Source organism: Rhodococcus sp. S3, assembly GCF_058211795.1.
This window is the reverse complement of sequence record NZ_CM177074.1, coordinates 5,088,531-5,112,081: the sequence shown is the minus strand read 5'-3', so window position 1 is coordinate 5,112,081 and position 23,551 is coordinate 5,088,531. Positions and strand designations below refer to the sequence as shown.

Here is a 23,551-nt window from a genome sequence, read left to right as displayed (position 1 = left end):
GGAGTTGCGGGATGCAGGACGAGATCACCACGGTGAAATCCACCTGCTCCTACTGCGGTGTGGGATGCGGGATGCTCCTCGACGTCGCCGTCGACCCGGAGACGGGCGACCGACGCGTGGTGAGGGCATACGGAGACAAGGATCATCCGACCAACAGGGGTCGGTTGTGCACGAAGGGCGCGACGAGCGCGGAGATGCTCGCGGCCGGGGGCCGGCTCGATACGGCGTGGATGCGTTCCGAGCGGGCGGCCGAGGTGGCTCCGCTCCCCCTCGACGAGGCGATCGCCGCGACCGCGCGGCGCCTGAGCGACATCGTCGCGGCCCACGGCCCCGACGCGGTGGCCCTCTACGTCTCGGGACAGATGTCGCTCGAGGCCCAGTACCTCGCGACGAAACTCGCGAAGGGATATCTGCGCACCTCGCACATGGAGTCGAACTCGAGACTGTGCATGGCCGGCGCCGCGACCGGTTACAAGCAGTCGCTCGGATCCGACGGTCCGCCCGGCTCGTACGAGGACTTCGACCACGCCGACGTGTTCTTCGTGTCGGGTTCCAACATGGCCGACTGCCACCCCATCCTGTTCCTGCGCATGATGGATCGGGTCAAGGCGGGAGCGCGATTGATCGTCGTCGATCCGCGGCGCAGCGCGACCGCCGACAAGGCCGACCTGTTCCTGCAGATCACGCCGGGCACCGACCTGGCGCTGCTCAACGGTCTGCTGCACCTGATCGTCGAGAACGGGCACGTCGACCGCGCCTTCGTCGAGGAGTACACCGACGGCTGGGACTCCATGGAGTCCTTCCTCGCCGATTACCCACCGCACGTCGTCGCCGAGGTCACCGGCCTGGCCGAGGCCGACATCCGCACCGCGGCGCAGTGGATCGGCGAGGCCGGCGAGTGGATGAGCTGCTGGACGATGGGGCTCAACCAGAGCACCCACGGCACATGGAACACCAACGCCATCTGCAATCTGCACCTCGCGACCGGGGCGATCTCCCGCACCGGCAGCGGGCCGTTCTCCCTCACCGGCCAGCCCAACGCCATGGGCGGCCGCGAGATGGGATACATGGGACCGGGCCTGCCCGGTCAGCGCAGCGTCCTCTCCGACGACGACCGCGCGTTCGTCGAGGATCGCTGGTCGCTGCCGCGCGGCACGCTGCGCACCGAGGGCGGCGCCGGAACCGTCGACATGTTCGAGCGGATGGCCACCGGCGAGATCAAGGCGTGCTGGATCATCTGCACCAATCCCGTGGCGTCGATCGCGAATCGCTCCACCGTTCTCGAGGCGCTCGAGAAGGCCGAACTGGTGGTCGTGCAGGACGTCTATCGCGAGACCGAAACTGCCTCGTACGCAGACGTTCTCCTCCCCGCGGCATTGTGGGCGGAATCGGAGTACGTTACCGTCGGATCAGACCGCACCGTCAATCTCCTGCAGCAGGCCGTCGAACCCGTCGGTGAGTCGCTGCCCGACTGGGAGATCATCGCGCGGGTCGCGCAGGAGATGGGTTTCGGCGACGCCTTCGACTATGCGAGTGCCGAGGAGATCTTCGAGGAGATCACCGGATTCGCCAATCCGCAGACCGGATACGACCTGCGCGGCATGACCTACGACCGTCTGCGGGAAGGGCCGGTGCAGTGGCCGTGCCCGCCGGAGTCGGACGAGACGCGTCATCCCGTCCGCTATCTCAACGACGGGGCGAGCCGGACGCCGGTGGTGCGCGAGGACGGTTCCCGTCCGCGACTGGCGTTCGCGACCCCCGACGGACGCGCCCGCTTCTTCCCGCGTCCGCACATGCCCGCCGCGGAGATGCCGGACGACGAGCACCCCTTCGTCCTGAACACCGGGCGCGTCCAGCACCAGTGGCACACCCTCACCAAGACGGGGAAGGTCGAGAAACTCACCAAACTGAATCCCGGACCGTTCGTCGAGATCAACCCCGCTGATGCACAGCGACTGTCGATCGTCGACGGTGACCGGGTCGAGATCGCGTCGCGGCGTGGCCGGGCCGTGCCGCCGGCCGTCGTCACCGACCGCGTGCTGCCCGGGAACTGCTTCGCACCCTTCCACTGGAACGACCTCTTCGGCGACGACCTCACCATCAACGCCGTGACGAACGACGCCGTCGACCCGGTATCGCTGCAGCCCGAGTTCAAGGTCTGCGCCGTGTCGGTACAGAAGGTCGCGGGTGCGGTCGAACCGGTACTCGAGAGCGGTTCGGTGCTCGACCGTCTCGAGTCGGCGCTGGGGCTCGAGACGATCCCCGCACCCACCTTCGACGACACCGAACGCGGTTATCTCGCAGGTCTTCTCGCCGGACTCAGGACGGCGGATGTCACTGCCGCGCCGACCCTTCCGCCGACCGCGCCGTTCCCGGCCGACAAGCGGGCCTGGGTCGACGGACTGCTCGCCGGGATGTACGCGCACTCGGCTCCCGTTCCCGACCCGACGCCCACCGAGGCGGTGCCGGACGGGCCGGCCGTCGTGGTGGCCTGGGCATCGCAGACGGGCAATGCCGAATCCTTCGCGGCGAGTTGCGCACAACGACTCCGCGACGCCGGTCGGGCCGTGCGGCTGACGGGACTGAACGAACTCGACATCACCGCACTGGTCGATATCGACGACCTCGTGGTCGTCACGAGCACCTTCGGCGACGGTGACCCGCCCGACAACGGCGGGTCGTTCTGGCGATCGCTCGCAGCGGACACCGCACCCGAACTGCACGGAACACGTTACGCAGTACTGGCTTTCGGTGACTCGAGTTACGACGATTTCTGCGGCTTCGGGCGTCGTGTCGATGACCGTCTGAGCACTCTCGGCGCGACCCGCCTGGCCGAGCGCGTCGACTGCGAACCCGGAGAGGACGAGCGCGCACAGAGCTGGCTCGACGCGCTCGTACCGCTGCTGGGAGGCTCGACGACCCCGGTCGCATCGGTCGCGCCGGCTCCCGCGTCCCCCGCCTACACCCGCAACTCGCCGCTCGTCACCCGGATCACCCGCAACATCGCACTGAGCGGTGCGGGTTCGGCGAAGGACGTGCGCCAGTTCGGATTCGAGATATTCGATCCCGCATTCGAATACGAGGCCGGCGACGCCCTCGGCGTGATGCCGACGAACGGCCCGGAGGCTGTCGACGAATGGCTCCAGGTCACCGCCCTCGACCCGGAGACCGCCGTCGAACTCGGCGACCGTCCCACCGTGCCGCTGCGCGAGGCCGCGACCCGGCACCTCGATATCACCCGGGTGACACCGGAACTGCTCCGTTTCGTGCAGAAGCAGAGCGGCAGTGCCGAACTCGCGAAGCTGCTGCGACCGGGCAACAAGATCGAGCTGCAGCAGTGGCTGTACGGGCGGCAGGCGATGGACGTCATCGCCGAGTACCCGTTCAAGGCGCCCTGGGACGAATGGAAGGACCTCCTCGGCCGTCTGCGTCCGCGCTTGTACTCGATCTCGTCGAGCCCGAAGACGAACCCGCGCGAGGTGCAGCTGACGGTGTCGGTGGTGCGCTACGAATTCGAGGGTCGCTCCCGGGCGGGTGTGTGCTCGTCGTTCCTCGCCGATCACAGCAAGGGCGTGGACATCCCGATCTTCGTGCAGCGCAACGAACACTTCCGGCCGCCGGCGCCGGAGACCGACATGATCATGGTCGGTCCCGGTACGGGCATCGCACCGTTCCGCGGTTTCCTCCACGACCGTCGCGAGGCCGGGCACACGGGCCGCAACTGGTTGTTCTTCGGCGACCAGCGATCCGAGACCGACTATCTCTACCGCGACGAGATCGAGTCGATGCACGCCGACGGTTTCCTCACCGAGCTGGGACTGGCCTTCTCCCGCGACCAGCGGCAGAAGATCTACGTACAGGACCGGATGCGCGAGCACGGCGCGCAGGTGTGGAAGTGGCTGCAGAACGGTGCCCACTTCTACGTGTGCGGCGACGCCGGACGTATGGCGAAGGACGTCGACGCGGCCCTGCGTGAGGTGGTGCAGGCGCACGGACGGCTCGACCGCGACGCCGCCGCGGCGTACGTCGAGCAGATGGCCGCCGACAAGCGGTACGTCCGCGACGTCTACTGATCTGCTTGTCGGTCCGCAGATGCGGATATAGCGTGTTGTTCATGACGCATCTGCGGAGACAACTGTGAGCTCGCTCCGGATCCGCGACGCCGCGTCGTTGCTGGGGGTCAGCGACGACACGGTCCGTCGCTGGATCGACCAGGGGCTGCTGCACGCCGGTAAGGACCCCGCTGGGCGCAAGACCGTCGACGGTCGCGAGCTGGCGGAGTTCGCCCGCGCTCAGGCCGATGCCGGCCCCGATCCGCTCGGGGTGGGCAGTTCCGCCCGCAACCGCTTCGTCGGGCTGGTCACGCGCGTCGTCTCCGACACAGTCATGTCGCAGGTGGAGATGCAGTGCGGCCCCCACCGGATCGTCTCGCTCATGAGCACCGAGGCCGTGAACGAACTCGGTCTCGAGCCGGGCAGCGTCGGGGTGGCCGTCGTCAAGGCGACCACCGTCATCGTCGAGACACCCGGAGGGGACGGATGAGGCGCGGGGCGCTCGCCGCGCTCGCTGCCGGTCTCACCGCTGCGGCGCTGACGTCGTGCGGCACCGGCGGTGGCTCGGATGTGCTCACCGTCTATGCGGCGGCCTCGCTCCGTGCACCGTTCACCGAGATCGCCGAACGATTCGAGGAGGCGAACCCCGGAGTGACGGTGGAGCTCTCGTTCGCCGGCTCGTCCGATCTCGAGACCCAACTCGAGCAGGGCGCACCCGCCGACGTCTTCGCCTCCGCCGACACCCGGACGATGGACGCCGCCGTCGACGCCGGAGTCGTTGCCGGTGAACCGGTCCCGTTCGCGACCAACACACTCACGATCGTCACCGAACCGGGGAACCCGAAGAACATCACCTCGTTCGACGATCTCACCGGTGGCGGTCTCTCGGTGGTCGTGTGCGCCCCTCAGGTGCCGTGCGGGGCGGCCACCGAGCGACTCGAGGAGACCGCCGGTGTCGAGCTCGCGCCGGTGTCCGAGGAGTCGTCGGTGACCGACGTGCTCGGCAAGGTCACCTCCGGGCAGGCCGACGCCGGTCTGGTCTACGTCACCGACGCGACGGGCGCCGGTGAGAAGGTCACCGTCGTCTCCGTCCCGGAGGCCGCGGAGGTCGTCAACATCTATCCCGTTGCGACACTGTCCGATTCTCGCGATCCCGGTCGCGCGAACGCCTTCGTGCGCTTCGTCACCGGTACGGACGGCCGCGCCGTTCTCGCCGACGCAGGATTCGGTGCGCCGTGACCGCGACGGGACTGCCCCGGTGGTTGTTCGTTCCCGCGGTCCTCGGGTTGCTGTTCGTCGTCGTGCCCCTGGTGTCGATGCTGCTCACCGTCGACTGGACGACCTTCCCCTCGCTCGTGACGTCCCCGGCGTCCCTCGACGCGCTCGTCCTGAGTCTGCGCACCTCCGCGGCCGCCACGATCCTGTGCATCCTGCTCGGCGTACCTCTCGCAGTGGTGCTGGCGCGCAGTAGTTTCCGATGGATGTCGGTGATCCGCGGGTTCGTCCTCCTGCCGCTCGTGCTGCCTCCGGTCGTGGGTGGCATCGCCCTGCTCTACACCTTCGGTCGGCGCGGGTTGATCGGTGAGCACCTCGACGCGCTCGGGATCCACATCGCGTTCACCACCACGGCGGTCGTGCTCGCGCAGACCTTCGTCGCACTGCCCTTCCTCGTCACGAGTCTCGAAGGTGCGCTGCGCAGTGCGGGTTCGCGTTACGAGGACGTCGCGGCGACACTCGGGGCGCGCCCCACGACGGTCTTCCGGCGTATCACCCTGCCCCTCGTGCTACCGGGCCTGATCTCGGGTTCGGTACTCGCATTCGCCCGTGCTCTGGGCGAATTCGGCGCGACCCTCACCTTCGCCGGGAGCCTGCAGGGTGTGACGCGCACGCTGCCGCTCGAGATCTACCTGCAGCGGGAGACCGATCCCGACGCTGCCGTCGCGCTGTCACTGGTGCTGATCGGGGTGGCCGTCGTGATCGTCGTGGCCGTGTACTCGCGGCGGAAGGACCGGCCGCTGTGAGCCTGACGGTGCGGACCCGGGTCGCCGCACGCGACGTCGACATCGATCTCGAGGTCGCGCAGGGTGAGATCGTCGCGGTGCTCGGCCCCAACGGAGCCGGCAAGTCGACGCTGCTGGGGGTGGTGTCCGGTCTGCTGCGTCCCGATGCGGGTCGTGTGGAACTCGACGGTCGCGTCCTCACCGACACCGCGACCGGCATCGCCGTGGCTCCGCACGACCGGTCGGTGGTGTTGCTCGCCCAGCAGGCCCTGCTCTTCCCGCACCTGACGGTCGCGGGCAACGTCGAGTTCGCACCACGCAGCGCGGGTGCGGGCCGGCGGGAGGCCCGTGCCCGCGCCGAGAGGTGGCTGCGGAAGGTCGACGCCGCAGATCTCACCGATCGTCGTCCGCACGAACTCTCGGGTGGACAGGCACAGCGGGTCGCGCTCGCGCGTGCCCTGGCGGCCGAACCGCACCTGTTGCTGCTCGACGAGCCGATGGCCGCGCTCGACGTCACCGCGACTCCGGTGCTGCGGTCGTTGCTGCGACGCGTCCTGCGCGACAGCGGGCGCACGGCCCTGCTCGTCACCCACGACCCGCTGGACGTGCTCGCCCTCGCCGATCGGGTGATCGTGATCGAGGCCGGTCGGATCGTCGAGGACGGGCCGGTCCGTCGGGTGCTGACGCGACCGCGCAGCGCCTTCGCCGCCCGCATCGCGGGGACCAATCTCGTCACCGGAACCGTGCGACAGGACGCCTTGGAATCCGCGGACGGTCTCGTCCACGGCCGGGTCCACGACGACTGCGTCCCGGGTACGGCCGCCGTCGCCGTCTTCGCGCCGTCGGCGGTCGCCGTCTACACCGAGGCCCCGCACGGGAGCCCGCGCAACGCCCTGCGGGTGAGGATCGCGGAACTCGAGGCGCAGGGGTCGACGGTGCTCGTGTGGTCGGATACGGGTATCGCCGCGGAGATCACGACGGCGGCACTCGCCGACCTCGACGTCCATCCGGGCGACTCCGTGTGGTTCGTCGTCAAGGCCACGGAGGTGGGAATCCACCCGGCCGCGCTGAGCACGTGATCGCTGCCGCGCTGAGCGCGTGATCGCTACTGCTGTGGATGCGTGATCAGTACCGTGTGCGGCGCACGACGAGCACGGCGACGAGCCCGATCAGGTAGACGACCCCACCTGCGACGGCCAGTTCGGGCGTGCGCCCGTCGGGGTCGATGAGGAAGGCCGCCACGACGATCGCGCCGAGGAAGGCGATGTTGAAGACGGTGTCCTGCAGCGCGAAGACCCGTCCTCGGCGCGCGTCGTCGATGTCGATCTGCATGGCCGCGTCGCCGGTGAGTTTGATGGTCTGACCGGCGAGGCCGAGCAGGAAGGCCGCGACGAGCAGCGGCCCGGCCGACACGGTGGTGACGAACGCGAACTGCACGATCGCGGCGGCGATCAACCCGACGGTGACGGTGCGCGGCCGGCCCAGTCGCGGGATCAGGATCGGTGCGAGCACCGCTGCGAGGAGCATGCCGGCGGCGGTGCAGGCCACCGCGACACCGAACCCGGAGAATCCCCCGAGCAGGTCGGAGTCCTTCTCGTCGGCGCGCAGGACGAGCATCATGATGAGCGTGTCGATGCCGAACACGATGCGGTGCGCGCCGATTCCGAGCATCGCGATCGTCACACCCGGCGCTTCGAGGACGGCTCCCGCACCGGTCCGCAGACCCGACAGGACGGTGCGGATCACGTCGCGGGGACGTATTCCCTCGGGGCCGAGCGCATTCGCGGCGAATCCCGCTGCGGCGACCGCGCCGACGAGCGAGCCGCTCACTCCGAGAAGGACGGCCGTCCCGGAACCGGTGTCGCCCGCGCCCACGAATCCGATGGTCGCGACCGCCGTGGCGGCCCCGACCGCCGAGACACCCGAACCGACCGTCGCCAGAACGGAATTGACCGGGACGAGCCACGACTGGGCGACCACGTGTGGGAGCGAGGCCGAGACGCCTGCCAGGACGAATCTGCTCACGCCGACGGCGGCGAGCGCGAGCAGCATGAGTGGGGTCTGCGGTCCTCCGAGAAGCAACACGGCCGCGGCCGCCGCGATGAACACTCCGCGGAGCAGGTTGGCCCAGACGAGGACGAGACGTCGGTCCCATCGGTCGAGCAGGGCGCCGGCGAACGGACCGATCACCGAGTACGGCAACAGCAGCACGGCGAAGCCTGCCGCGATCGTGACGGGGTCGGTGTGACGCTCGGGGTTGAACAGGATCGCCCCGCCGAGTGCGGCCTGGAACAGTCCGTCGCCGAACTGGCTCGCGAACCGCACCCCGGTCAGTCGTACGAGACCCGGCGAGTTCCGCAGGGCGGTCGCGGTCGATCGCCACGCCCGCTGCCTGGACTGCTGCCCGGAGTCTCGCACAAGCACGACACTATCGGCTCCGCCACCATTCGACCGTGCGGGCGGCCGCCTCGTCGAGCGGGGTGGGTGACAGGCCGAGTACCTGTTCGGTGTGGGTCGAGTCCATGACGAACGGAGCGTCGAACTGGTAGAGCATCTCCGCGAGTTCCTTCATGTCCCGGTTCACGACGCCGCCGGCCCGCACCAGCCAGGACGGGATCGTCCCCACCGCGGGCGCGGGAAGGCCGGCCGCCCGGGTGAAGGCTGTGGCGATCTCCCGCTGTGTCACAGCCGGTCCGGTGGGTGCGTGGATCACGGTGTTCCACACCGCCGGCTCCCCCGCTGCCGCGATCATCGCCGCGGCCAGGTCGGGAACGTAGGTGAACGAGTGCGGGAGGTCGGCCGAGCCGAGCACCCGCACCTTCTTCCCGGCGAGCACGGTGGGCACCATGCGTTCTCCGGCCATCGCGTTCAGTGCCCGCGGACCGAAGAAGTCCGATGCCACGACGCTCACCGTCGGGGCGCGATGGGCGGCGCGGGCGGTGAGGAGTTGCCGCCGGACACCGCGCTTGCCGGTGTCGGCCTCACGGGGTGAGTCCTCGGTCATGACCCGGTCGGGCTCGCTGTACGAGTAGAGGCTCTCGGGGAAGACGACGACCATCTTCTCCGACAGGTTCGCGGCGGCGTCGAGAACGACCCGCTCGGCGACGGGAAGTTCGCGTGCCCACACGTCGGCACGGTAGGCCGACCCGTGGACGCACATGTACACGGCGTCGGCAACTAGTCCGTCCTCGTCGACGAGCGCTGCGGCCACGGCCTCGGGGTCGGTGACGTCGACGCGCAGGCGTTCGATGCCCGCGCCTTCCGGTCCGCTGCCCGATCGGGTCAGAACACGCACGCGATGTCCTTGTGCGGCAAGTTGTTCGGCGACGGTCCAGCCCACGGGTCCGGCTCCTGCGACCACCTGTAGATGCGACATGATTCCTCGATTCGAAAAGTGTGAGCACTGCTCTCTGATGGCTTCGACGATCCTCTGTGTGGCCGAGATTGTCAAGAGCGCTGCTCTCGTTTGTTGACGGTGCTCTCTGTTCGACGCAGAATGGTCCGGTGACGACACCACGGGCACGCGCACGCGCACAGACGATGGCCGACATCCTCCGGATCGGCCGCGAGCATCTCGGCACCCACGGAGCGGCGGCGCTGTCGCTGCGCGCCGTCGCCCGAGACCTGGGCGTCGTCTCCTCCGCCGTCTACCGCTACGTCTCGAGCCGCGACGAGCTGCTCACCCTGCTCGTCGTCGACGCCTACGACGAACTGGGCGACAGTGTCGACCGTGCTGTCGACGCGGTCGACCCCTCCGACCACCGCGAACGGTTCCTCACCCTCGGCCGTGCTGTGCGCTCGTGGGCGCTGGCCGAACCGGCCCGCTACGGGCTGCTGTACGGAAGTCCGGTGCCCGGTTACGCCGCCCCGGCCGAGCGCACCACCGCACCCGGTATCCGCGTGGTCCTGCGACTGGCCCGGATCGTGGACGAGGCCTACGCTGCGGGTGTATTGGACGACGCGGCCGGTACCCCACCGCTGGAGAGCCTGGGGGAACCGCTGGGCCGGATCCGGGACGAGTTCTCCCTCACCGCCCCGGATTCCGTACTGGCACGCGGTCTCTGGGCGTGGCCGTCGCTGTTCGGGTCCGTGAGCTTCGAGGTCTTCGGGCAGTACGGCCCCGACACTTTTCCGGACCGCGAGGTCCTGTTCGAACATCATCTCGCCTTGTTGGCACAGACCGTCGGGTTCCACCCCACACGCCGCTGACGGCGGTGACAGAATGGCTGACGTGGCGCAGCATCAGGACGAACCCGAGGACCGCACCGCACCCTCGATACCCAGGGTGCGGGCCGGCAGCCTGCTCGTCTCCGCCACCGATCTCACCGAGCCGACCTTCCGCCGCACCGTCGTCTACATCATCGAGCACACCGATGCCGGAAGCTTCGGTGTCGTCCTGAACCGCATCAGCGACACCTCCGTCGACGCGATGCTGCCGCAATGGTCGTGGCTCGCCGCCGAACCGAAGACCCTGTTCGTGGGCGGTCCCGTCCACCGCAGTTCGGCACTGTGCCTCGGCACGCTGCGGGTGGGCGCCGACATCACCGATGTCCCCGGCATCCGTCACGTCGACGGCCGAGTGGTGATGATCGACCTCGACGCCGATCCCGGGCACATCGCCCACTACGTCGAGGGTGTGCGGATCTTCGCGGGATACGCGGGGTGGAGCGCAGGTCAGCTCGACGGCGAACTGCGCAACGACGACTGGATGGTGGTCTCGGGTCTGCCCGCCGACGTGCTCGCTCCCGCGCACCTCGACCTGTGGGCGAGGGTGCTGCGCCGGCAGCCGCTGCCGATGGCGTTGCTCGCGACCCACCCCATCGAGGTCGAACGCAACTGAGTTCCGTCGGGCGACCGGGGACCCGTCAGCGGGCGTCGGCGAGCGTGTTGAGCGCGCCGGCCATCTCCTCGGCCTTCGTTGCGGTCACGGTCAATTCGTGTCCCGACGCCGTGGTCACCACGACGGCAGGTCCGGTGCGCGTGACCAGGCCGTACCGCTTGCCACCCTTGGCCCGCAGCCCCCAGCCGCCCCAGTCCTGGAACGGGCGGGTCTCGGTGACCTTCGCGCCGACGATCTCGTCGAGGTCGTATCCGAGCGCGTCGGTGGCCAGATTCGACACCCGGATCCCGTCCGCGTCAACCACCACGGTGTAGCGCAGCAGACCCAGCACGAGCGGGGCGACGGGCGCGATCAGGCCCAGCGGCCACCAGCTCTGCGTCGCACCGCACACGACGAGCGCGGGGACCAGGACGAGCAGCGACAGTCCCGCAGTGGTGCCCGCACCGGTGCCCACCTGCTCGACGATCGGCAGTTCGGCACGACCGCGCGGCAGTGACGGATCCGGAGCCGCTGTCGCGGTCTTCCGCTCCCGGCCGTCGCGCAGCAGCCGTCCCCCGAACCAGCCCACCGCGATACCCACCCACATGCCGAGCACCGCCGGCCAACCCTCCAACGGGGTCTGCGTGGCGTCGGTCGTGTCGAGCTGCCCCGCGAGACCGGCGAGGAACAGCGCGGTGATCGTGCCGGTGACCCCGAGACCGATCGCGAGCATGTAGCGGCGCATGAGCAGCTGCGCCTGCGCGAGCGCGGCGATCGCGCAGCACCCACCCCCGACGAGCACGATCAACAGAGCGGCGGTCCACGCCGAGGTCATGGGCGAGCCGAACGAATCGGGGGCCGTACCCGACCAGTGCGTGGCGATCTCACCGGGCAACCGCGGGAGCCACGAACGGGTGAGCACGAGTACGGCCACGGCACACAGCAACGGAACGACCAGTCCGAGCAGCACACCCACGGGGTCGACCTGACGCGTCGTCGTCATGGGGGTCAGCCTAGGGTGCGGGCCTCCACCGGCGCCGTCCTCGTTCCGCTCTCGTCGAACCATCCGTCGGGTCGCAGGTCGCCACCGAACCGGGGCATGTACTCGGTACACGCGAGTCGCGAGACGAGGCTGCGCCGGCTGTTCACACCGGTCTTGGTGAAGATGTTCTTCAGGTGGTCCTGCACGGTGTACGGGCTGATGAACAACCGCTTCGCGATCTCGTTGCGCGACCGTCCGGCGAGCACTTCGACGAGCACCTCCGATTCACGGGGCGTCAGACCGTAGGCCGCGGTGACCAGCGTGACGATCTCGGGCAGGCGTGCCTGTTCGAGGGTCATGACGACGCGACCGGTCTCGTCGAAGATCGCGGCGCGCAACACCACCCATTCACCGTCGAGGGTGCGCAGGCGCACCGTCGCAGGGGCGGGTCGTGTCCTGCGGACCTGGCGGGCGATCACGTGCGCCGGCCCGGGACGGCCCCGGACGGGACTGCCCCAGCCGAGACGCTCGAACCAGACCGCCGCCGAGGCGGTCACGGAATCGAAGTCGTCGTCCGCCCCGATCACGACCACGGCCGGACCCGGACACCCGGCCGCAATCTCCGTGTGTCGCACCCGCGCCGACGCGTCCCGGATGAGTGTGGTGCGGAAACCGTTCGCGATGTCGCCGAGCACGTCGTCGAGCATCGCGAGTTCGGCATCGGTGAAGCCGCGTCCCGGTTCGCGCATCAGCTCTCCGACACCCCAGCACCGACGGTCGCCGTCCCGGAAGACCAACTGCAGTTCGTGTCCCATGCCCAGCTGCGACACGAGTTCGAGATAGCGGCGGTGTCCGTCTCGAGTCCCGTCGTCCGCCGGTTCGCCGATGCGGCGCAGTCCGGTCGGACGCCGGAGGAGCACGTAGAGACTGTCCGGATCGGGGTCCGGGCCGTACTCGATCTCGATCGACAACCGGAGGGCCTCGACCGGGTCGTCGAGACCTCGGGTGGTGAAGCCGGTGGGAACCACGACGGCAGGGTCGACGGGTGCCAGGCAACCCCCGTCGTACGGAACGAAGGCGCCGAGCACGTCCATGACGATCTCGCGGAACTGCGCGCCGTCCGCAGCCGCGGAGGCCGCGTCGTGAATGCCTGCCCTCAACCGCTGCGCAGAGCGCATCCCTCGAAGTATCCCCCTCGAATGTGGGATTGAGAACACCTCGCGCGGCGACGAGGCTCCATGGACACGGGGACATTCATACGGAAGTCGAGGTACCCGCCATGACCACCACTCACGCCACGCCGTTGTCCGCCGAGGATCTGGAGGTCGTGCATCTGATCCACTCCGCCCTGCGTCGGGACACCGAACGTCTCGCCGACTTCGCGCAGAGGTGGCGGACCGCCGATCCCGGCACGCACGATGCGCTGCTCCTCGGCTGGCACGGATTCAGTACCGAACTGCACACGCACCACTCCATCGAGGACGTCTACGTCTGGCCGTTCATGCGGCCTCGGCTCGCCCACGACACGGCGGCGATGGAGGTGCTCGACGCGATGGAGACCGAACATGCCGTGATCGACCCGGCCCTGGCCGAGATCGAGACCGCACTCGACGACCGGGAGACCGCGACCGAGCGGCTCGGCGGTCTGCTCGACGGGCTCGTCACGTCACTGGGTGCACACCTCGCGCACGAGGAACGCGACGCCTTCCCGCTGATCGAGCAGACGATCACCAAGGAGGAATGGCACGACATCTCGATGCGCGCGTTCGCGCAGCTCGAGAAGCGCGAGGTCTCCGAGATGCTGCCCTACCTCTTCGAGGGGGCGCCGAAGGACCGCGTGGCCACGGTGGTGAAGAGCCTCCCGGTACCGGTGCGGGTGCTCAACCGGTTCTGGTGGACGCCGCGCTACGCACGGGAGCGCCGCTGGGAGTGAGGACTGCCGGTGGGAGGACCGTCAGGCGGTCGGCTCGCACGCCCCGCGCAGGCTGCACGCGCCGCACGAGGTACCGCAGCCGGCCGTCTCCTCCGGCTTGGTCGCCGCAGCGACGCGCGCTGCGACGGATCCGCCGGCTCCGGCGGTGATCAGGGCGGCCACCACCGTGACGACGACCGCGATGATCCCGGCGACGGTGGGCAGGGTCAGCGACGCGACTCCACCGAGGGCGAGGAGCACCGCGGACCCGAGCATGCTGGGTGCGGCGACCTTGTTGGCCAGTGCGAACGCGTCGTCGTCACGCAGCGCGTCGGGGGTGCGCACACCGGCCCAGCGGTTGCGTGGGAGCTTGCCGGTCAGTGCCGCGACACCCACCGCGCCGACGACGAGAGCGAGCACGAAGAGCAGGACAGCGACGATGAGCACCCGACCAGGATACGCGGCCGGTGGTGCCACCGGTCTGCGCGGGTGCGGGCACGTTCTACCCTGGTGGGAGCACTCACACGCCCGGCCGAGTAGATAGTGATCACCGTGACCCGTCCCGAACAGAACTCCCAGCACGAACCCGGCAGCACTCCGCAGCATCGGTACACCGCCGAGCTCGCGGGGCGGATCGAGCAGCGCTGGCAGGAGCTCTGGCGCGAGCGCGGCACCTTCCATGCCCCCAATCCGGTGGGCGATCTCGCCGGCGAGGTGCCCTCCGACAAGCTGTTCGTGCAGGACATGTTCCCGTACCCGTCGGGCTCGGGCCTGCACGTAGGGCACCCGCTCGGGTACATCGCCACCGACGTGTACGCGCGCTTCAACCGCATGCAGGGCCGCAACGTGCTGCACACCCTCGGTTACGACGCCTTCGGCCTGCCGGCCGAGCAGTACGCCGTGCAGACGGGCACGCACCCGCGCACGACCACCGAGGCCAACATCGGAAACATGAAGCGGCAGCTCTCCCGGCTCGGTCTCGGGCACGACGAGCGTCGCTCGGTCGCGACGACCGACGTCGACTTCTACCGCTGGACGCAGTGGATCTTCCTGACGATCTACAACGCCTGGTACGACCGCGAGGCCGGACGGGCTCGCCGCATCTCCGAACTCGAGGCCGAGTTCGCCGACGGCACGCGTCGTCTCGAGGACGGACGCGACTGGGCGTCGCTGTCGGAGGGTGAGCGCGCCGACATCATCGACTCGTACCGTCTGGTGTACCGGTCGGATTCGCTCGTCAACTGGTGCCCGGGCCTGGGTACGGTGCTCGCCAACGAGGAGGTCACGGCCGACGGCCGTTCCGAGCGCGGCAACTTCCCGGTCTTCCGGAAGAACCTGCGTCAGTGGATGATGCGGATCACCGCCTACTCCGACCGTCTGATCGACGATCTCGAGCACCTGGACTGGACCGACAAGGTCAAGTCCATGCAGCGCAACTGGATCGGGCGCTCGCACGGCGCTCAGGTGAAGTTCGCCGTCGCCGACCACGATTCGGCGATCGAGGTGTTCACGACCCGGCCCGACACCCTGTTCGGTGCCAGCTACGTGACCCTCGCTCCCGAGCACGAACTCGTCGACCGGATCGTCGGTGCGTCCTGGCCCGAGGGTGTCGACGAGCGCTGGACCGGTGGCGCCGCCGATCCGGCTGCCGCGGTTGCGGCCTACCGTGCATCGATCGCCGCGAAGTCCGATCTCGAGCGTCAGGAGTCGAAGGAGAAGACCGGTGTGTTCCTCGGCGCCTACGCCGTGAACCCGGTCAACGGCGAGCGACTGCCGATCTTCATCGCCGACTACGTCCTCACCGGCTACGGCACCGGCGCGATCATGGCCGTTCCCGGCCACGACCAGCGCGACTGGGAGTTCGCGACCGCCTTCGGCCTGCCCGTCCGCGAAGTCATCTCCGGCGGCGACGTCACCGCCGAGGCGTACACCGGCGACGGTGTGCTGGTGAACTCCGGCCTGCTCGACGGTCTCGACGTCGCCGAGGCGAAGAAGACGATCGTCGCGAAACTCGAGGAGGACGGCGCCGGACGCGGCACCATCCAGTACAAGCTGCGCGACTGGTTGTTCGCGCGGCAGCGGTACTGGGGCGAGCCCTTCCCGATCGTCTACGACGAGCGGGGACGCGCCCATGCGCTGCCCGAATCCGCTCTGCCCGTGGAACTTCCGGAGGTCGAGGATTACGCGCCGGTCTCCTTCGATCCGGACGACGCCGATTCCGAACCGTCCCCGCCGCTCGCGAAGGCGGTGGACTGGATGAACGTCGAGCTCGATCTCGGCGACGGCCTCAAGCGCTACACGCGCGACACCAACGTGATGCCGCAGTGGGCCGGCAGCTCCTGGTACCAGCTGCGCTACATCGACCCCACCAACTCGGAAGCCTTCTGCGACAAGGAGAACGAGGCGTACTGGACCGGTCCGCGCCCGGAACTGCACGGCCCGAACGATCCGGGTGGCGTCGACCTCTACGTCGGTGGTGTCGAGCATGCGGTGCTGCACCTGCTGTACGCCCGGTTCTGGCACAAGGTGCTCTTCGACCTCGGGTACGTCACCTCCTCGGAGCCGTACCGTCGCCTGTTCAACCAGGGTTACATCCAGGCCTACGCCTACACCGACTCGCGCGGTGTGTACGTGCCGGCCGAGGAGGTCGTCGAGCGCGACGGCACGTTCTACTGGACCGGCCCGGACGGTGAGCAGGAGGTCGCTCGCGAGTACGGGAAGATGGGCAAGTCGCTCAAGAACTCCGTCAGCCCCGACCAGATCTTCGACGAGTACGGCGCCGACACCCTGCGCGTCTACGAGATGTCGATGGGTCCGCTCGATCAGTCGCGTCCGTGGGCGACCAAGGACGTCGTCGGCGCGCACCGCTTCCTGCAGCGCGTGTGGCGTCTGGTGGTCGAGGAGGAGAGCGGCGCGCTGCGCGTCACCGACGAGACCCCCGGTGACGACACGCTGCGGGCGCTCAACAAGACGGTCGCGGGCGTGTCCGACGACTTCACCCACCTGCGCGACAACACGGCGATCGCCAAGCTCATCGAGTACACGAACCATCTGACGAAGCAGTACCCGTCGGGTGCGCCGCGCAGCGCCGTCGAACCGCTCGTGCTCATGCTCGGCCCGGTCGCCCCGCACCTCGCCGAGGAGATGTGGTCGCGTCTCGGACACACCGAATCGCTTGCGCACGGCCCGTTCCCGGTCGCCGACGAGAAGTGGCTCGTCGAGGACAGCGTCGAGTACCCGATCCAGGTCAACGGCAAGGTGCGCAGCCGCATCACCGTCCCGGCCGACGCCGCACCCGACGCGATCGAGGCCGCTGCGCTCGCGGACGAGAAGATCGCCGACCTGCTCGGCGGTGCCGCACCGCGCAAGGTGATCGTGGTTCCCGGCAAGATGGTCAATGTCGTGAAGTAGCAACACTTCCGACGAGCGAGACCCCGGTGCATCCTGTGCACCGGGGTCTCGTCGTCTGTGCTGTGCGCTCGGATTTCACCGAGAGCGACTCTCGCTCAGGGGTTCTTGTGTTCGATCTTCTCGAACTCGGCGACCTCGCCCGCATCGTGTGCGCGCTCCTCCGCCTCCTTCGCCTCGAGCTGCTTGGCGACGGCATCCTTGAGGGAGACCTTGGCGGGCTCGGCGGCCTCCTCCTCGGCCTTGCGGATGCGCTCCTCGTCCTTCTTCTTCGCCGTCTCGGCGGCACGGCGCTTCGCGGCGGCCTCCTGATCGGCCTTCGCGGTCTCGGCGGCCTTCTTCTGCTCGGCTTCCTTCTCCGCCTGCTTCGCGCGTTCCTGCGCACGCTCGCGGGCCTGCTGGACCTCCTTCTCACGGTCGCGCCGTGCGGCTTTCTGCTCGGCCTCGGCGCGCTCACGCGTCCGGCGGAGTTCGGCGTCCGCCGCGCGATTCTCGGCCGCGGCCTGGGCGTCGAGTTTCTCGGCGCGCTTCACCGCATCGGCACGTTCGGTGGCGAGTGCCCCGCGCGTGGCGATCTCCTGGTCGTCGAGCACACTGCCGACGATGCCGTCCAGCATGCCCAGTCCCCGCTCGTACATCAGGCGCGGCGGGGCGTCGGTGGGCAGGAACCGCAACTGCTGCTCGATCAACCCCAACGGGAAGCGGGCGATCTTGTACTGCAGTCGCAGAACGCTCTTGGGCAGAGTGGTGAGGTTCATGGGCGCATCTCCAACTTCGATGGGGGTACAGCTCCGGTAGGGAATGTCGGTGGTGTTCGTCAGCGATCCGGCTCGTCGGTCAGCGTGCGTTCGAGGGCTTCGGCCTTGCGGCGTTCCTCCTCGGCCTGCAGGCGTGCACGTTCGGCGTCGTGGGAGGCGCGTCGGTGGTCCTCGTCGGCGGCCGCGACCTCTGCCGCGGCATCCGTGACCTGGTCGTTCTCCTCACGGCGTGCCTGCTGCTCGGCGGCTGTGGCATCGCGGACGGCGTCGGACCGCCCTCGGACGATGTTCTCCTGACATTCGAGGTCGGCGGCCTGTTTGCGGACCCGTGCCTCCCGCTCGGCCTGCGTCTCGACGGCGTCGGTCCGCTGCTGCATGGTCTCGCGTTCCTGCTGTCCGGCCTCGCGGACGGCGTCGAGCTGCTCGACCGCCTCGTCGCTCTCGGCCTCGGCCATGTGCGAGAGGGTGTCGGCCTTCCTGGTCTGCCGGGCCTGCTCCTGCTCGAGTCGGCCTTCGGCGGTGAGGGAATCGTTGCCGGTCAGAGCGCCGGCGACCTCCTTTGCCTTGCCGAACACCGTCTGCTTCAACCCGAGGCGTGCCTTGTCGGCCGGGCCAGGGCGAGCCCTGTCGGATGGGCTGTCTTCGACCACGGTCATCTCCTTCCGTACGGGACACGAAGGGGACGGCCCCATGGCTTGGGGTAGCCAGGCGCGGTCGGCTTCAATCCTCGAGAGTCTCGAGAGGGCGCATATGGGTGCCGACGAAGTCGACGACATCGCCCAGGACCTCGTCCCGATTCGTCTCGTTGAAGATCTCGTGCCGTGCCTCGGGATAGGTCTTCGACGACGACCCGCGACCTGCCAGCGACGACCATCCGGTGGCGGTGCCGTCGAGGGGAACCAGCCGATCGTCCTCACCGTGGAGCCACAGCACGGGCACGTCGTCGACGGCACCGGCGGCGGTGATCGTGTCGATGCAGGTCTTCAGCGCCTGCACGGTGGTGCGCTTGAACGGGCCGTGCCAGACGAGCGGGTCGGCCACGTAGGCGCGACCCACCTCGGGATCACGGGAGAGGGTGGACGGATCGATGGGGGTGTCCGGGATCTCCTCGGCCGTGAGCAGGGCGTCGACCGCCGCCCATCTGCCGAGGACCGGGCCGGACAGGACGACCGCGGCCAGTTCCGAGCCGTATCGCTGCGCGTACCGGGCGGCGATCATGCCGCCCATCGAGTGTCCGACGAGCACGACCGGCAGGTCGGGATGCTCGCGTCGCGCCGTGAGATCGAGCAGGCGGAAGTCGTCGACCACCTTCTCGAAGTCGTCGATGAGGACGCGTTCGCCGTCGCTGAGGCCGTGACCGATGTGGTCCACCGCGTAGACGGCGGCGCCGTCGGCGACGAGGCGCGCGGCCACGTATTCGTAGCGTCCGCAGTGCTCGCCGTAGCCGTGGCACAGCAACGCCACGTAGCGCGGGGTCTCGCCGACCCATGTGCGCGCTGCGAGGGCGCCGGCGTGTCCGTCGAGGGTGAAGGCGACAGCGTCGATCATCGGGTCTCCGATCGTTCCGGGTGATGGCGATGTCATCGTCCTCCGACGCGGGGTCTTCCGAGTGGGAATCGCGAGTGCATCCGCGGATCCGGCCCACTACCGTCGAAGTGAAACGTGTTCCAGATTCGAACGAAGGAGACCTCATGGCACCGAGTCGGGACGCGATCCGCGCCACCGTCGAGAACTACGTGAAGTCCGTTGCCTCGGGCACCGTCGACGACGTCCTCGCTCTGTACGCGCCGGGCGCGACCGTCGAGGATCCGGTCGGCACGCCGGTCCGCGCCACCGAGGCCGAGATCCGCGAGTTCTACGGAGTGGTCGAACCGCTCGCGCAGACCGGTGAGGTGATCACCCTCAAGATCGCGGAGAACAACGCGGCTTTCGTGTTCCGCCTGGTCACGCACCTGGGTGAGCAGGATCTGGTCATGGAGGTCGTCGACGTGATGACCTTCGACGACGACGCGAGGATCACGAGCATGAGGGCGTTCTGGAGCCAGGAGGACATGCAGACCGTCCCCGCTTCCTGATGGGCAGCCGCATCGTCGAGGTCGATGGTTTCACGTGGAACATCGACGATCGGGGTGACGGGCCCGCGGTCGTCATGTGCCACGGATTCCCCGGCCTGGGGTACAGCTACCGGCACCAGTTCGAGCCGCTCGTCGACGCCGGATACCGTGCCGTCGCCCCGGACATGCCCGGTTACGGCCGCACCGACCGGCCCCGGGAGGTCGAGGAGTACACGAACGTCGCGGTCGCCGATCGCCTCGTCCGGCTGCTCGACGTCCTCGGGATCGACAGCGCGATCGTCGTCGGTCACGACTTCGGTGCGCCCGTCGCGTGGACGACGGCGCTGCGACATCCGGATCGCGTCGCCGGTCTCGTCCTGCTCGCCGTGCCCTACTCGCCCGATCGGATGCCGGCACGACCCAGCGAGATCTTCCGCGGTCTCGCCGACAAGCATTTCCTCCACCTCCACTACTTCCAGGAACCGGGGGTCGCGGAGGCGGAACTCGATCCCCGCCCGCGCGAGTTCCTGCAGCGGCTGTTCTTCGCGCTGTCGGGCGGATACCGCTATCTCGACGTGTGGTCGCATCCGTCCGAGGGACGCGGATATCTCGACGTGCTGCCCACCGCTCCCGAGCTGCCGTGGGACTGGCTCGACGACGACGAACTCGCGCACTACGCGGCCGAGTTCGCCCGCACCGGATTCGGCGGGGGTCTGTCCTGGTACCGCGCCTACGACGCGAACTGGGAGGCGTCGCGTCCCTACGAGGGCGCGAAGGTGCAGGTACCGACGCTGTTCGTGGCCGGCGACCGGGATCCTGTCGTCGCGATGTCGGGGTCGTCGGCGCTCGAACGGATGCGTGCCTTCGTCCCCGATCTGCGCGGTGTCCACCTGCTCGAGGGCGCGGGGCATTTCGTACAGATGGAACGTCGCGACGAGGTGAACGACCTCCTCCTGCGTTTCCTCTCCGGGATCCGGATACCGACGAGAACCGCCGAACAGCACTTTCACCGGCGATCATCGACCTAGCATGACGGCGTGGCCAGCGACACGGTTCGTGGATTCGGTCTGGCACTCGCCCTGACGGCACTGGTGGCGGGTGCCTGCTCGTCGGGCGGTTCGGTCGAGACGACGACGCCCGTGCAACTGCATGTCGCCACCGCCCAGGACGACCCGTGGACGCCGCGTCTCGTGCCGCCGCAGGTGCCGGTCGCGGTGCCGCCCCCACCTCCCGAAGTCGTCGAGGACGGCGGCGACCCGGTCACCGCGACCGCCGGGACCCCGGCCGTCCCCGGTGACCGGCCGGCCCTCTACGGGGGCAGTCTCGACCGGCCCCTGTGCGACCGCGAAGGACTCATCCTTCATCTGGAGGAGGACCCGGCCAAGGCCGAGGCGTGGCGCGGTGTCCTCGGCGTGCCCGACATCCGCGGGTACACCGACACCCTCACGGCGGTCCTGTTGCGCGCCGACACCCGGGTGACCATGCACGAGTACCGCGACGGTGCCGCGCGGCCCGTGCAGTCGCTGCTCGAGCGCGGCACGATCGTCCTCGTCGACGAACTCGGTGTTCCGCGCGTGCGGTGCGTGCGCGGTAATCCGCTGTCCGCGCCGGTGCTCACCGGCAACGACGAACTCGAAGGCCCGAAATGGCCCGGACTGAACGCCGAGCGGATGTTCGTCGTCCAGCCCGCCGCGACTGCCGTGCGGGAGTTGGAGGTCGTCGACATCACGACCGGTGCGATGGTCCCCGTGCCGGTCGGTGAGGCCCTGCCGAAGACCACGGCTCCGGCCGCACCGGAGACCACGGAGGAGTCCCGCCCCGAGACCGAGGCGCTGCAGGTACCCGTTCCCGCGCCGCGGCGCGATCCCGTGCCGGAAGCCGCGGCACCGCCGCCGCCTCCTCCCCCGGAACCACCACCGCCTCCGCCTCCGCCCGCTCCGGAACCGCCGCCACCACCGCCGGTTCCGGAACCCGCTCCTGCGCCGGCACCGGCACCGGCACCCCCGCCGGCGCCGCGGGCTCCCGCGCCTCCGCCTCCGCAGATCCAGATCCAGATCCCAGGCGCTCCCCCGGTAGTGATTCCGCTGCCGTTCTGAGCCGTCAGCCGTTCCGAGCCGTCAGCCGTTCCGAGTCGTCAGCCGTTCCGAGTCGTCAGCGAGGACGCAGAACGACCTCGGTGGGGTGGGCGTCGACCGGCGCCTCGACGACCTGCCGCACCGCGCGCGCCACCGTGCCGGGGCTGAGGAACTGCGACGGGTCGTACTCGCGGCCTTCCGACGCGACGATCGCGCGTTGCATGTCGGTGTCGATCCGGCCCGGGTGGATCGAGGTGACCCGCAGCGCGGGTTCCTCCTCGCGCAGTGCGTCGCCGAACGCCCGCAGGGCGAACTTGCTCGCGGCATAGGCACCCCACCCGGGGCGAGCACGCAGACCCGCCCCCGAGTTGATGAGCACCACGTGGCCGTTCGCCGCGCGCAGGGCCGGCAGTAGCACCTGCGTCAGGGCGACGACGGCGACGACGTTCGCCTCGAACGTCTCGCGCCACTGCCGGGGCTCGCTGTCGGCGATCGTGCCCAGTTCGGCGACGCCCGCGTTGTGGACGAGGACGTCGAGCCGGTCGATGTCGGCGGCGGCCGCGGCGACGGCGTCGTGGTCGAGCAGGTCCACGGGCCACGGCGTGGCGTCGGGTAGTTCCTCGAGGATCGCGTCGAGCGACTCGCGACGCCGGCCACCGAGGAGCAGATCGTGGGTGGGAGCGAGTTCGTGGGCGATCGCGGCACCGAGACCGCGACCCCCTCCGGTGACGAGAGCTGTGGGGCGCATGATCACGAGCCTAGGAAGCAGACGGTGGGGCGGCCACCGCACCGTGCTCGAGACCGGCCAGGATCTCGGCGAGCCGGTCGTCCGGCGGGGTCTCCACCGCGGGGTCGCGCGGGAACCGGAGTTCGAGGAACGCCTTGGGGCGCGACAGCACGTACTCGCGCGCCAGATTCCTCAGCCGCGTGCGCAGTCGCACGTCGTTCGCGGCGCGGACTCCGGCGATGTCGATGCCCGCCCGCCGGCACAACGCCACTGCGCGCGGAAGGTGGAAGGCCTGGGTCGTGATCAGTGCCTGCCGCACGCCGTAGGTGGCGACGGCACGCCGGGCGGTGTCGTAGGTGTCGAGACCGTACGGGTCGGCGACGATCCGTTCCCGGTTCACGCCCTGCTCGACGAGATACGCGATCATCGCCTCGATCTCGTCGCCCGAGGTTCCGGCCCCGTCGCCCGAGACGAGCACGGCCTGCACCCGTCCCCGCTCCATCAACGCGACCGCGACGTCGAGGCGGCTGCGGAGCACCCGCATCGGACGGCCCTCGTGCACCCGCGCGCCCGGCACGATCACCACCGGGGCGGGCGGCGCGTCGTCCACCTCGTACATGAGGTCCTTCGCCTCCGACGCCACACGGGCGGAGACGAGTGTCAGCGCGGACACGGCACCGACGACCAGTGCGGAGACCGCACCGAGGGGGGACGACGACCGGACGGATTCGAGCATGCGTCCCAGATTACGGACGCCCGGCGGC

22 protein-coding genes are annotated in these 23,551 nt (G+C 69.3%); 12 read left to right on the top strand and 10 right to left on the bottom strand.

The window, feature by feature from the left end; all coding sequences use genetic code 11:
- The first annotated feature begins 11 nt into the window (after positions 1–11).
- The 5 genes from AC0LPE_RS23770 (at position 12) to AC0LPE_RS23750 (ending at position 7,131) form a co-directional block, all read left to right on the top strand.
- Entirely contained in the window at positions 12–4,073 is a 4,062-nt protein-coding gene (locus tag AC0LPE_RS23770; RefSeq protein WP_490605364.1) for a bifunctional nitrate reductase/sulfite reductase flavoprotein subunit alpha, read from the top strand.
- A 64-nt stretch (positions 4,074–4,137) separates the two neighbouring features.
- Complete coding sequence (locus tag AC0LPE_RS23765; RefSeq protein ID WP_160877564.1) at positions 4,138–4,542, top strand: TOBE domain-containing protein; 405 nt, start codon at positions 4,138–4,140, stop codon at positions 4,540–4,542.
- On the top strand, positions 4,539–5,291 hold the full coding sequence (modA, locus tag AC0LPE_RS23760) for a molybdate ABC transporter substrate-binding protein (protein WP_160877562.1): 753 nt from the start codon (positions 4,539–4,541) through the stop codon (positions 5,289–5,291). The genes AC0LPE_RS23765 and modA overlap by 4 nt, the downstream gene beginning before the upstream one ends.
- Entirely contained in the window at positions 5,288–6,073 is a 786-nt protein-coding gene (locus AC0LPE_RS23755) for an ABC transporter permease (protein WP_160877560.1), read from the top strand. Before modA ends, AC0LPE_RS23755 begins: the two co-directional genes overlap by 4 nt.
- A complete protein-coding gene (locus AC0LPE_RS23750; RefSeq protein WP_423659702.1) occupies positions 6,070–7,131 on the top strand; it encodes a sulfate/molybdate ABC transporter ATP-binding protein in 1,062 nt (353 codons plus the stop codon). The genes AC0LPE_RS23755 and AC0LPE_RS23750 overlap by 4 nt, the downstream gene beginning before the upstream one ends.
- 46 nt (positions 7,132–7,177) lie before the next feature.
- Here AC0LPE_RS23750 and AC0LPE_RS23745 read toward each other — a convergent pair whose 3' ends face one another.
- Positions 7,178–8,476, bottom strand: a complete 1,299-nt coding sequence (locus AC0LPE_RS23745; RefSeq protein ID WP_490605363.1) for an MFS transporter — start codon at positions 8,474–8,476, stop codon at positions 7,178–7,180.
- Between the two features lie 4 nt (positions 8,477–8,480).
- Positions 8,481–9,428 carry an NAD-dependent epimerase/dehydratase family protein gene (locus AC0LPE_RS23740; protein WP_423659706.1) on the bottom strand — a complete coding sequence of 316 codons (948 nt, stop codon included), beginning with the start codon at positions 9,426–9,428 and terminating at the stop codon, positions 8,481–8,483.
- 164 nt (positions 9,429–9,592) lie between these two features.
- On the opposite strand from AC0LPE_RS23740, the gene AC0LPE_RS23735 reads away from it, so the two are divergent.
- Positions 9,593–10,261, top strand: a complete 669-nt coding sequence (locus AC0LPE_RS23735; RefSeq protein ID WP_160877582.1) for a WHG domain-containing protein — start codon at positions 9,593–9,595, stop codon at positions 10,259–10,261.
- Positions 10,262–10,274: 13 nt separating this feature from the next.
- The gene (locus AC0LPE_RS23730; protein WP_490605362.1) at positions 10,275–10,892 is read left to right on the top strand and encodes a YqgE/AlgH family protein; all 618 of its coding nucleotides are present in this window, start codon (positions 10,275–10,277) and stop codon (positions 10,890–10,892) included.
- 25 nt (positions 10,893–10,917) lie between these two features.
- On the opposite strand, the gene AC0LPE_RS23725 is transcribed toward AC0LPE_RS23730, so the two are convergent.
- Together AC0LPE_RS23725 and AC0LPE_RS23720 are read right to left on the bottom strand one after the other, a co-directional pair.
- A complete protein-coding gene (locus AC0LPE_RS23725; protein WP_490605361.1) occupies positions 10,918–11,874 on the bottom strand; it encodes a DUF1648 domain-containing protein in 957 nt (318 codons plus the stop codon).
- A 5-nt stretch (positions 11,875–11,879) separates the two neighbouring features.
- A complete protein-coding gene (locus tag AC0LPE_RS23720; RefSeq protein WP_490605360.1) occupies positions 11,880–13,031 on the bottom strand; it encodes a response regulator transcription factor in 1,152 nt (383 codons plus the stop codon).
- Positions 13,032–13,132: 101 nt separating this feature from the next.
- On the opposite strand from AC0LPE_RS23720, the gene AC0LPE_RS23715 reads away from it, so the two are divergent.
- Positions 13,133–13,786, top strand: coding sequence for a hemerythrin domain-containing protein (locus AC0LPE_RS23715; protein ID WP_490605359.1), 654 nt, complete (start codon positions 13,133–13,135; stop codon positions 13,784–13,786).
- A 21-nt stretch (positions 13,787–13,807) separates the two neighbouring features.
- Here AC0LPE_RS23715 and AC0LPE_RS23710 read toward each other — a convergent pair whose 3' ends face one another.
- Positions 13,808–14,212: an SdpI family protein gene (locus tag AC0LPE_RS23710; RefSeq protein WP_088896917.1), complete on the bottom strand. Its 405-nt coding sequence runs from the start codon at positions 14,210–14,212 to the stop codon at positions 13,808–13,810.
- A 96-nt stretch (positions 14,213–14,308) separates the two neighbouring features.
- On the opposite strand from AC0LPE_RS23710, the gene leuS reads away from it, so the two are divergent.
- Positions 14,309–17,176 (top strand): leucine--tRNA ligase, encoded by a 2,868-nt coding sequence (gene leuS, locus AC0LPE_RS23705; protein WP_490605358.1) that lies wholly within the window; start codon positions 14,309–14,311, stop codon positions 17,174–17,176.
- 95 nt (positions 17,177–17,271) lie between these two features.
- Here leuS and AC0LPE_RS23700 read toward each other — a convergent pair whose 3' ends face one another.
- The 3 genes from AC0LPE_RS23700 to AC0LPE_RS23690 all read right to left on the bottom strand — a co-directional run bounded on the left by AC0LPE_RS23700 (position 17,272) and on the right by AC0LPE_RS23690 (position 19,479).
- Positions 17,272–17,931, bottom strand: a complete 660-nt coding sequence (locus tag AC0LPE_RS23700; RefSeq protein WP_490605357.1) for an IF2 family translation initiation factor — start codon at positions 17,929–17,931, stop codon at positions 17,272–17,274.
- A 59-nt stretch (positions 17,932–17,990) separates the two neighbouring features.
- Positions 17,991–18,587 (bottom strand): CsbD family protein, encoded by a 597-nt coding sequence (locus tag AC0LPE_RS23695; protein WP_490605356.1) that lies wholly within the window; start codon positions 18,585–18,587, stop codon positions 17,991–17,993.
- Positions 18,588–18,651: 64 nt separating this feature from the next.
- Positions 18,652–19,479 (bottom strand): alpha/beta fold hydrolase, encoded by an 828-nt coding sequence (locus AC0LPE_RS23690; protein ID WP_160877540.1) that lies wholly within the window; start codon positions 19,477–19,479, stop codon positions 18,652–18,654.
- A 143-nt stretch (positions 19,480–19,622) separates the two neighbouring features.
- On the opposite strand from AC0LPE_RS23690, the gene AC0LPE_RS23685 reads away from it, so the two are divergent.
- The 3 genes from AC0LPE_RS23685 to AC0LPE_RS23675 are packed head-to-tail and all read left to right on the top strand — an operon-like array spanning position 19,623 to position 22,081.
- Complete coding sequence (locus tag AC0LPE_RS23685; protein WP_016691032.1) at positions 19,623–20,006, top strand: nuclear transport factor 2 family protein; 384 nt, start codon at positions 19,623–19,625, stop codon at positions 20,004–20,006.
- Complete coding sequence (locus AC0LPE_RS23680) at positions 20,006–21,013, top strand: alpha/beta fold hydrolase (protein WP_490605355.1); 1,008 nt, start codon at positions 20,006–20,008, stop codon at positions 21,011–21,013. Before AC0LPE_RS23685 ends, AC0LPE_RS23680 begins: the two co-directional genes overlap by 1 nt.
- Positions 21,014–21,022: 9 nt before the next feature.
- Entirely contained in the window at positions 21,023–22,081 is a 1,059-nt protein-coding gene (locus AC0LPE_RS23675; protein ID WP_490605354.1) for a DUF6777 domain-containing protein, read from the top strand.
- Between the two features lie 55 nt (positions 22,082–22,136).
- Here the strand turns inward: AC0LPE_RS23675 and AC0LPE_RS23670 are convergent, their stop codons facing one another.
- Both AC0LPE_RS23670 and AC0LPE_RS23665 read right to left on the bottom strand, forming a co-directional pair.
- Positions 22,137–22,808 (bottom strand): SDR family oxidoreductase, encoded by a 672-nt coding sequence (locus AC0LPE_RS23670; RefSeq protein ID WP_039584495.1) that lies wholly within the window; start codon positions 22,806–22,808, stop codon positions 22,137–22,139.
- A 10-nt stretch (positions 22,809–22,818) separates the two neighbouring features.
- The gene (locus AC0LPE_RS23665) at positions 22,819–23,523 is read right to left on the bottom strand and encodes a SanA/YdcF family protein (protein WP_088896921.1); all 705 of its coding nucleotides are present in this window, start codon (positions 23,521–23,523) and stop codon (positions 22,819–22,821) included.
- Positions 23,524–23,551: the final 28 nt, after the last annotated feature.

What these genes read in the sequence shown, in the direction of transcription:
- AC0LPE_RS23740 (WP_423659706.1), bottom strand. Translation starts at nt 9,428, where the DNA reads ATGTCGCATCTACAGGTGGTCGCAGGAGCCGGACCCGTGGGCTGGACC.
- AC0LPE_RS23670 (WP_039584495.1), bottom strand. Translation starts at nt 22,808, where the DNA reads ATGCGCCCCACAGCTCTCGTCACCGGAGGGGGTCGCGGTCTCGGTGCC.
- AC0LPE_RS23685 (WP_016691032.1), top strand. Translation starts at nt 19,623, where the DNA reads ATGGCACCGAGTCGGGACGCGATCCGCGCCACCGTCGAGAACTACGTG.
- AC0LPE_RS23735 (WP_160877582.1), top strand. Translation starts at nt 9,593, where the DNA reads ATGGCCGACATCCTCCGGATCGGCCGCGAGCATCTCGGCACCCACGGA.
- AC0LPE_RS23680 (WP_490605355.1), top strand. Translation starts at nt 20,006, where the DNA reads ATGGGCAGCCGCATCGTCGAGGTCGATGGTTTCACGTGGAACATCGAC.
- AC0LPE_RS23690 (WP_160877540.1), bottom strand. Translation starts at nt 19,479, where the DNA reads ATGATCGACGCTGTCGCCTTCACCCTCGACGGACACGCCGGCGCCCTC.
- AC0LPE_RS23770 (WP_490605364.1), top strand. Translation starts at nt 12, where the DNA reads ATGCAGGACGAGATCACCACGGTGAAATCCACCTGCTCCTACTGCGGT.
- AC0LPE_RS23730 (WP_490605362.1), top strand. Translation starts at nt 10,275, where the DNA reads ATGGCTGACGTGGCGCAGCATCAGGACGAACCCGAGGACCGCACCGCA.
- modA (WP_160877562.1), top strand. Translation starts at nt 4,539, where the DNA reads ATGAGGCGCGGGGCGCTCGCCGCGCTCGCTGCCGGTCTCACCGCTGCG.
- AC0LPE_RS23700 (WP_490605357.1), bottom strand. Translation starts at nt 17,931, where the DNA reads ATGAACCTCACCACTCTGCCCAAGAGCGTTCTGCGACTGCAGTACAAG.
- AC0LPE_RS23695 (WP_490605356.1), bottom strand. Translation starts at nt 18,587, where the DNA reads ATGACCGTGGTCGAAGACAGCCCATCCGACAGGGCTCGCCCTGGCCCG.
- AC0LPE_RS23725 (WP_490605361.1), bottom strand. Translation starts at nt 11,874, where the DNA reads ATGACGACGACGCGTCAGGTCGACCCCGTGGGTGTGCTGCTCGGACTG.
- AC0LPE_RS23715 (WP_490605359.1), top strand. Translation starts at nt 13,133, where the DNA reads ATGACCACCACTCACGCCACGCCGTTGTCCGCCGAGGATCTGGAGGTC.
- AC0LPE_RS23665 (WP_088896921.1), bottom strand. Translation starts at nt 23,523, where the DNA reads ATGCTCGAATCCGTCCGGTCGTCGTCCCCCCTCGGTGCGGTCTCCGCA.
- AC0LPE_RS23720 (WP_490605360.1), bottom strand. Translation starts at nt 13,031, where the DNA reads ATGCGCTCTGCGCAGCGGTTGAGGGCAGGCATTCACGACGCGGCCTCC.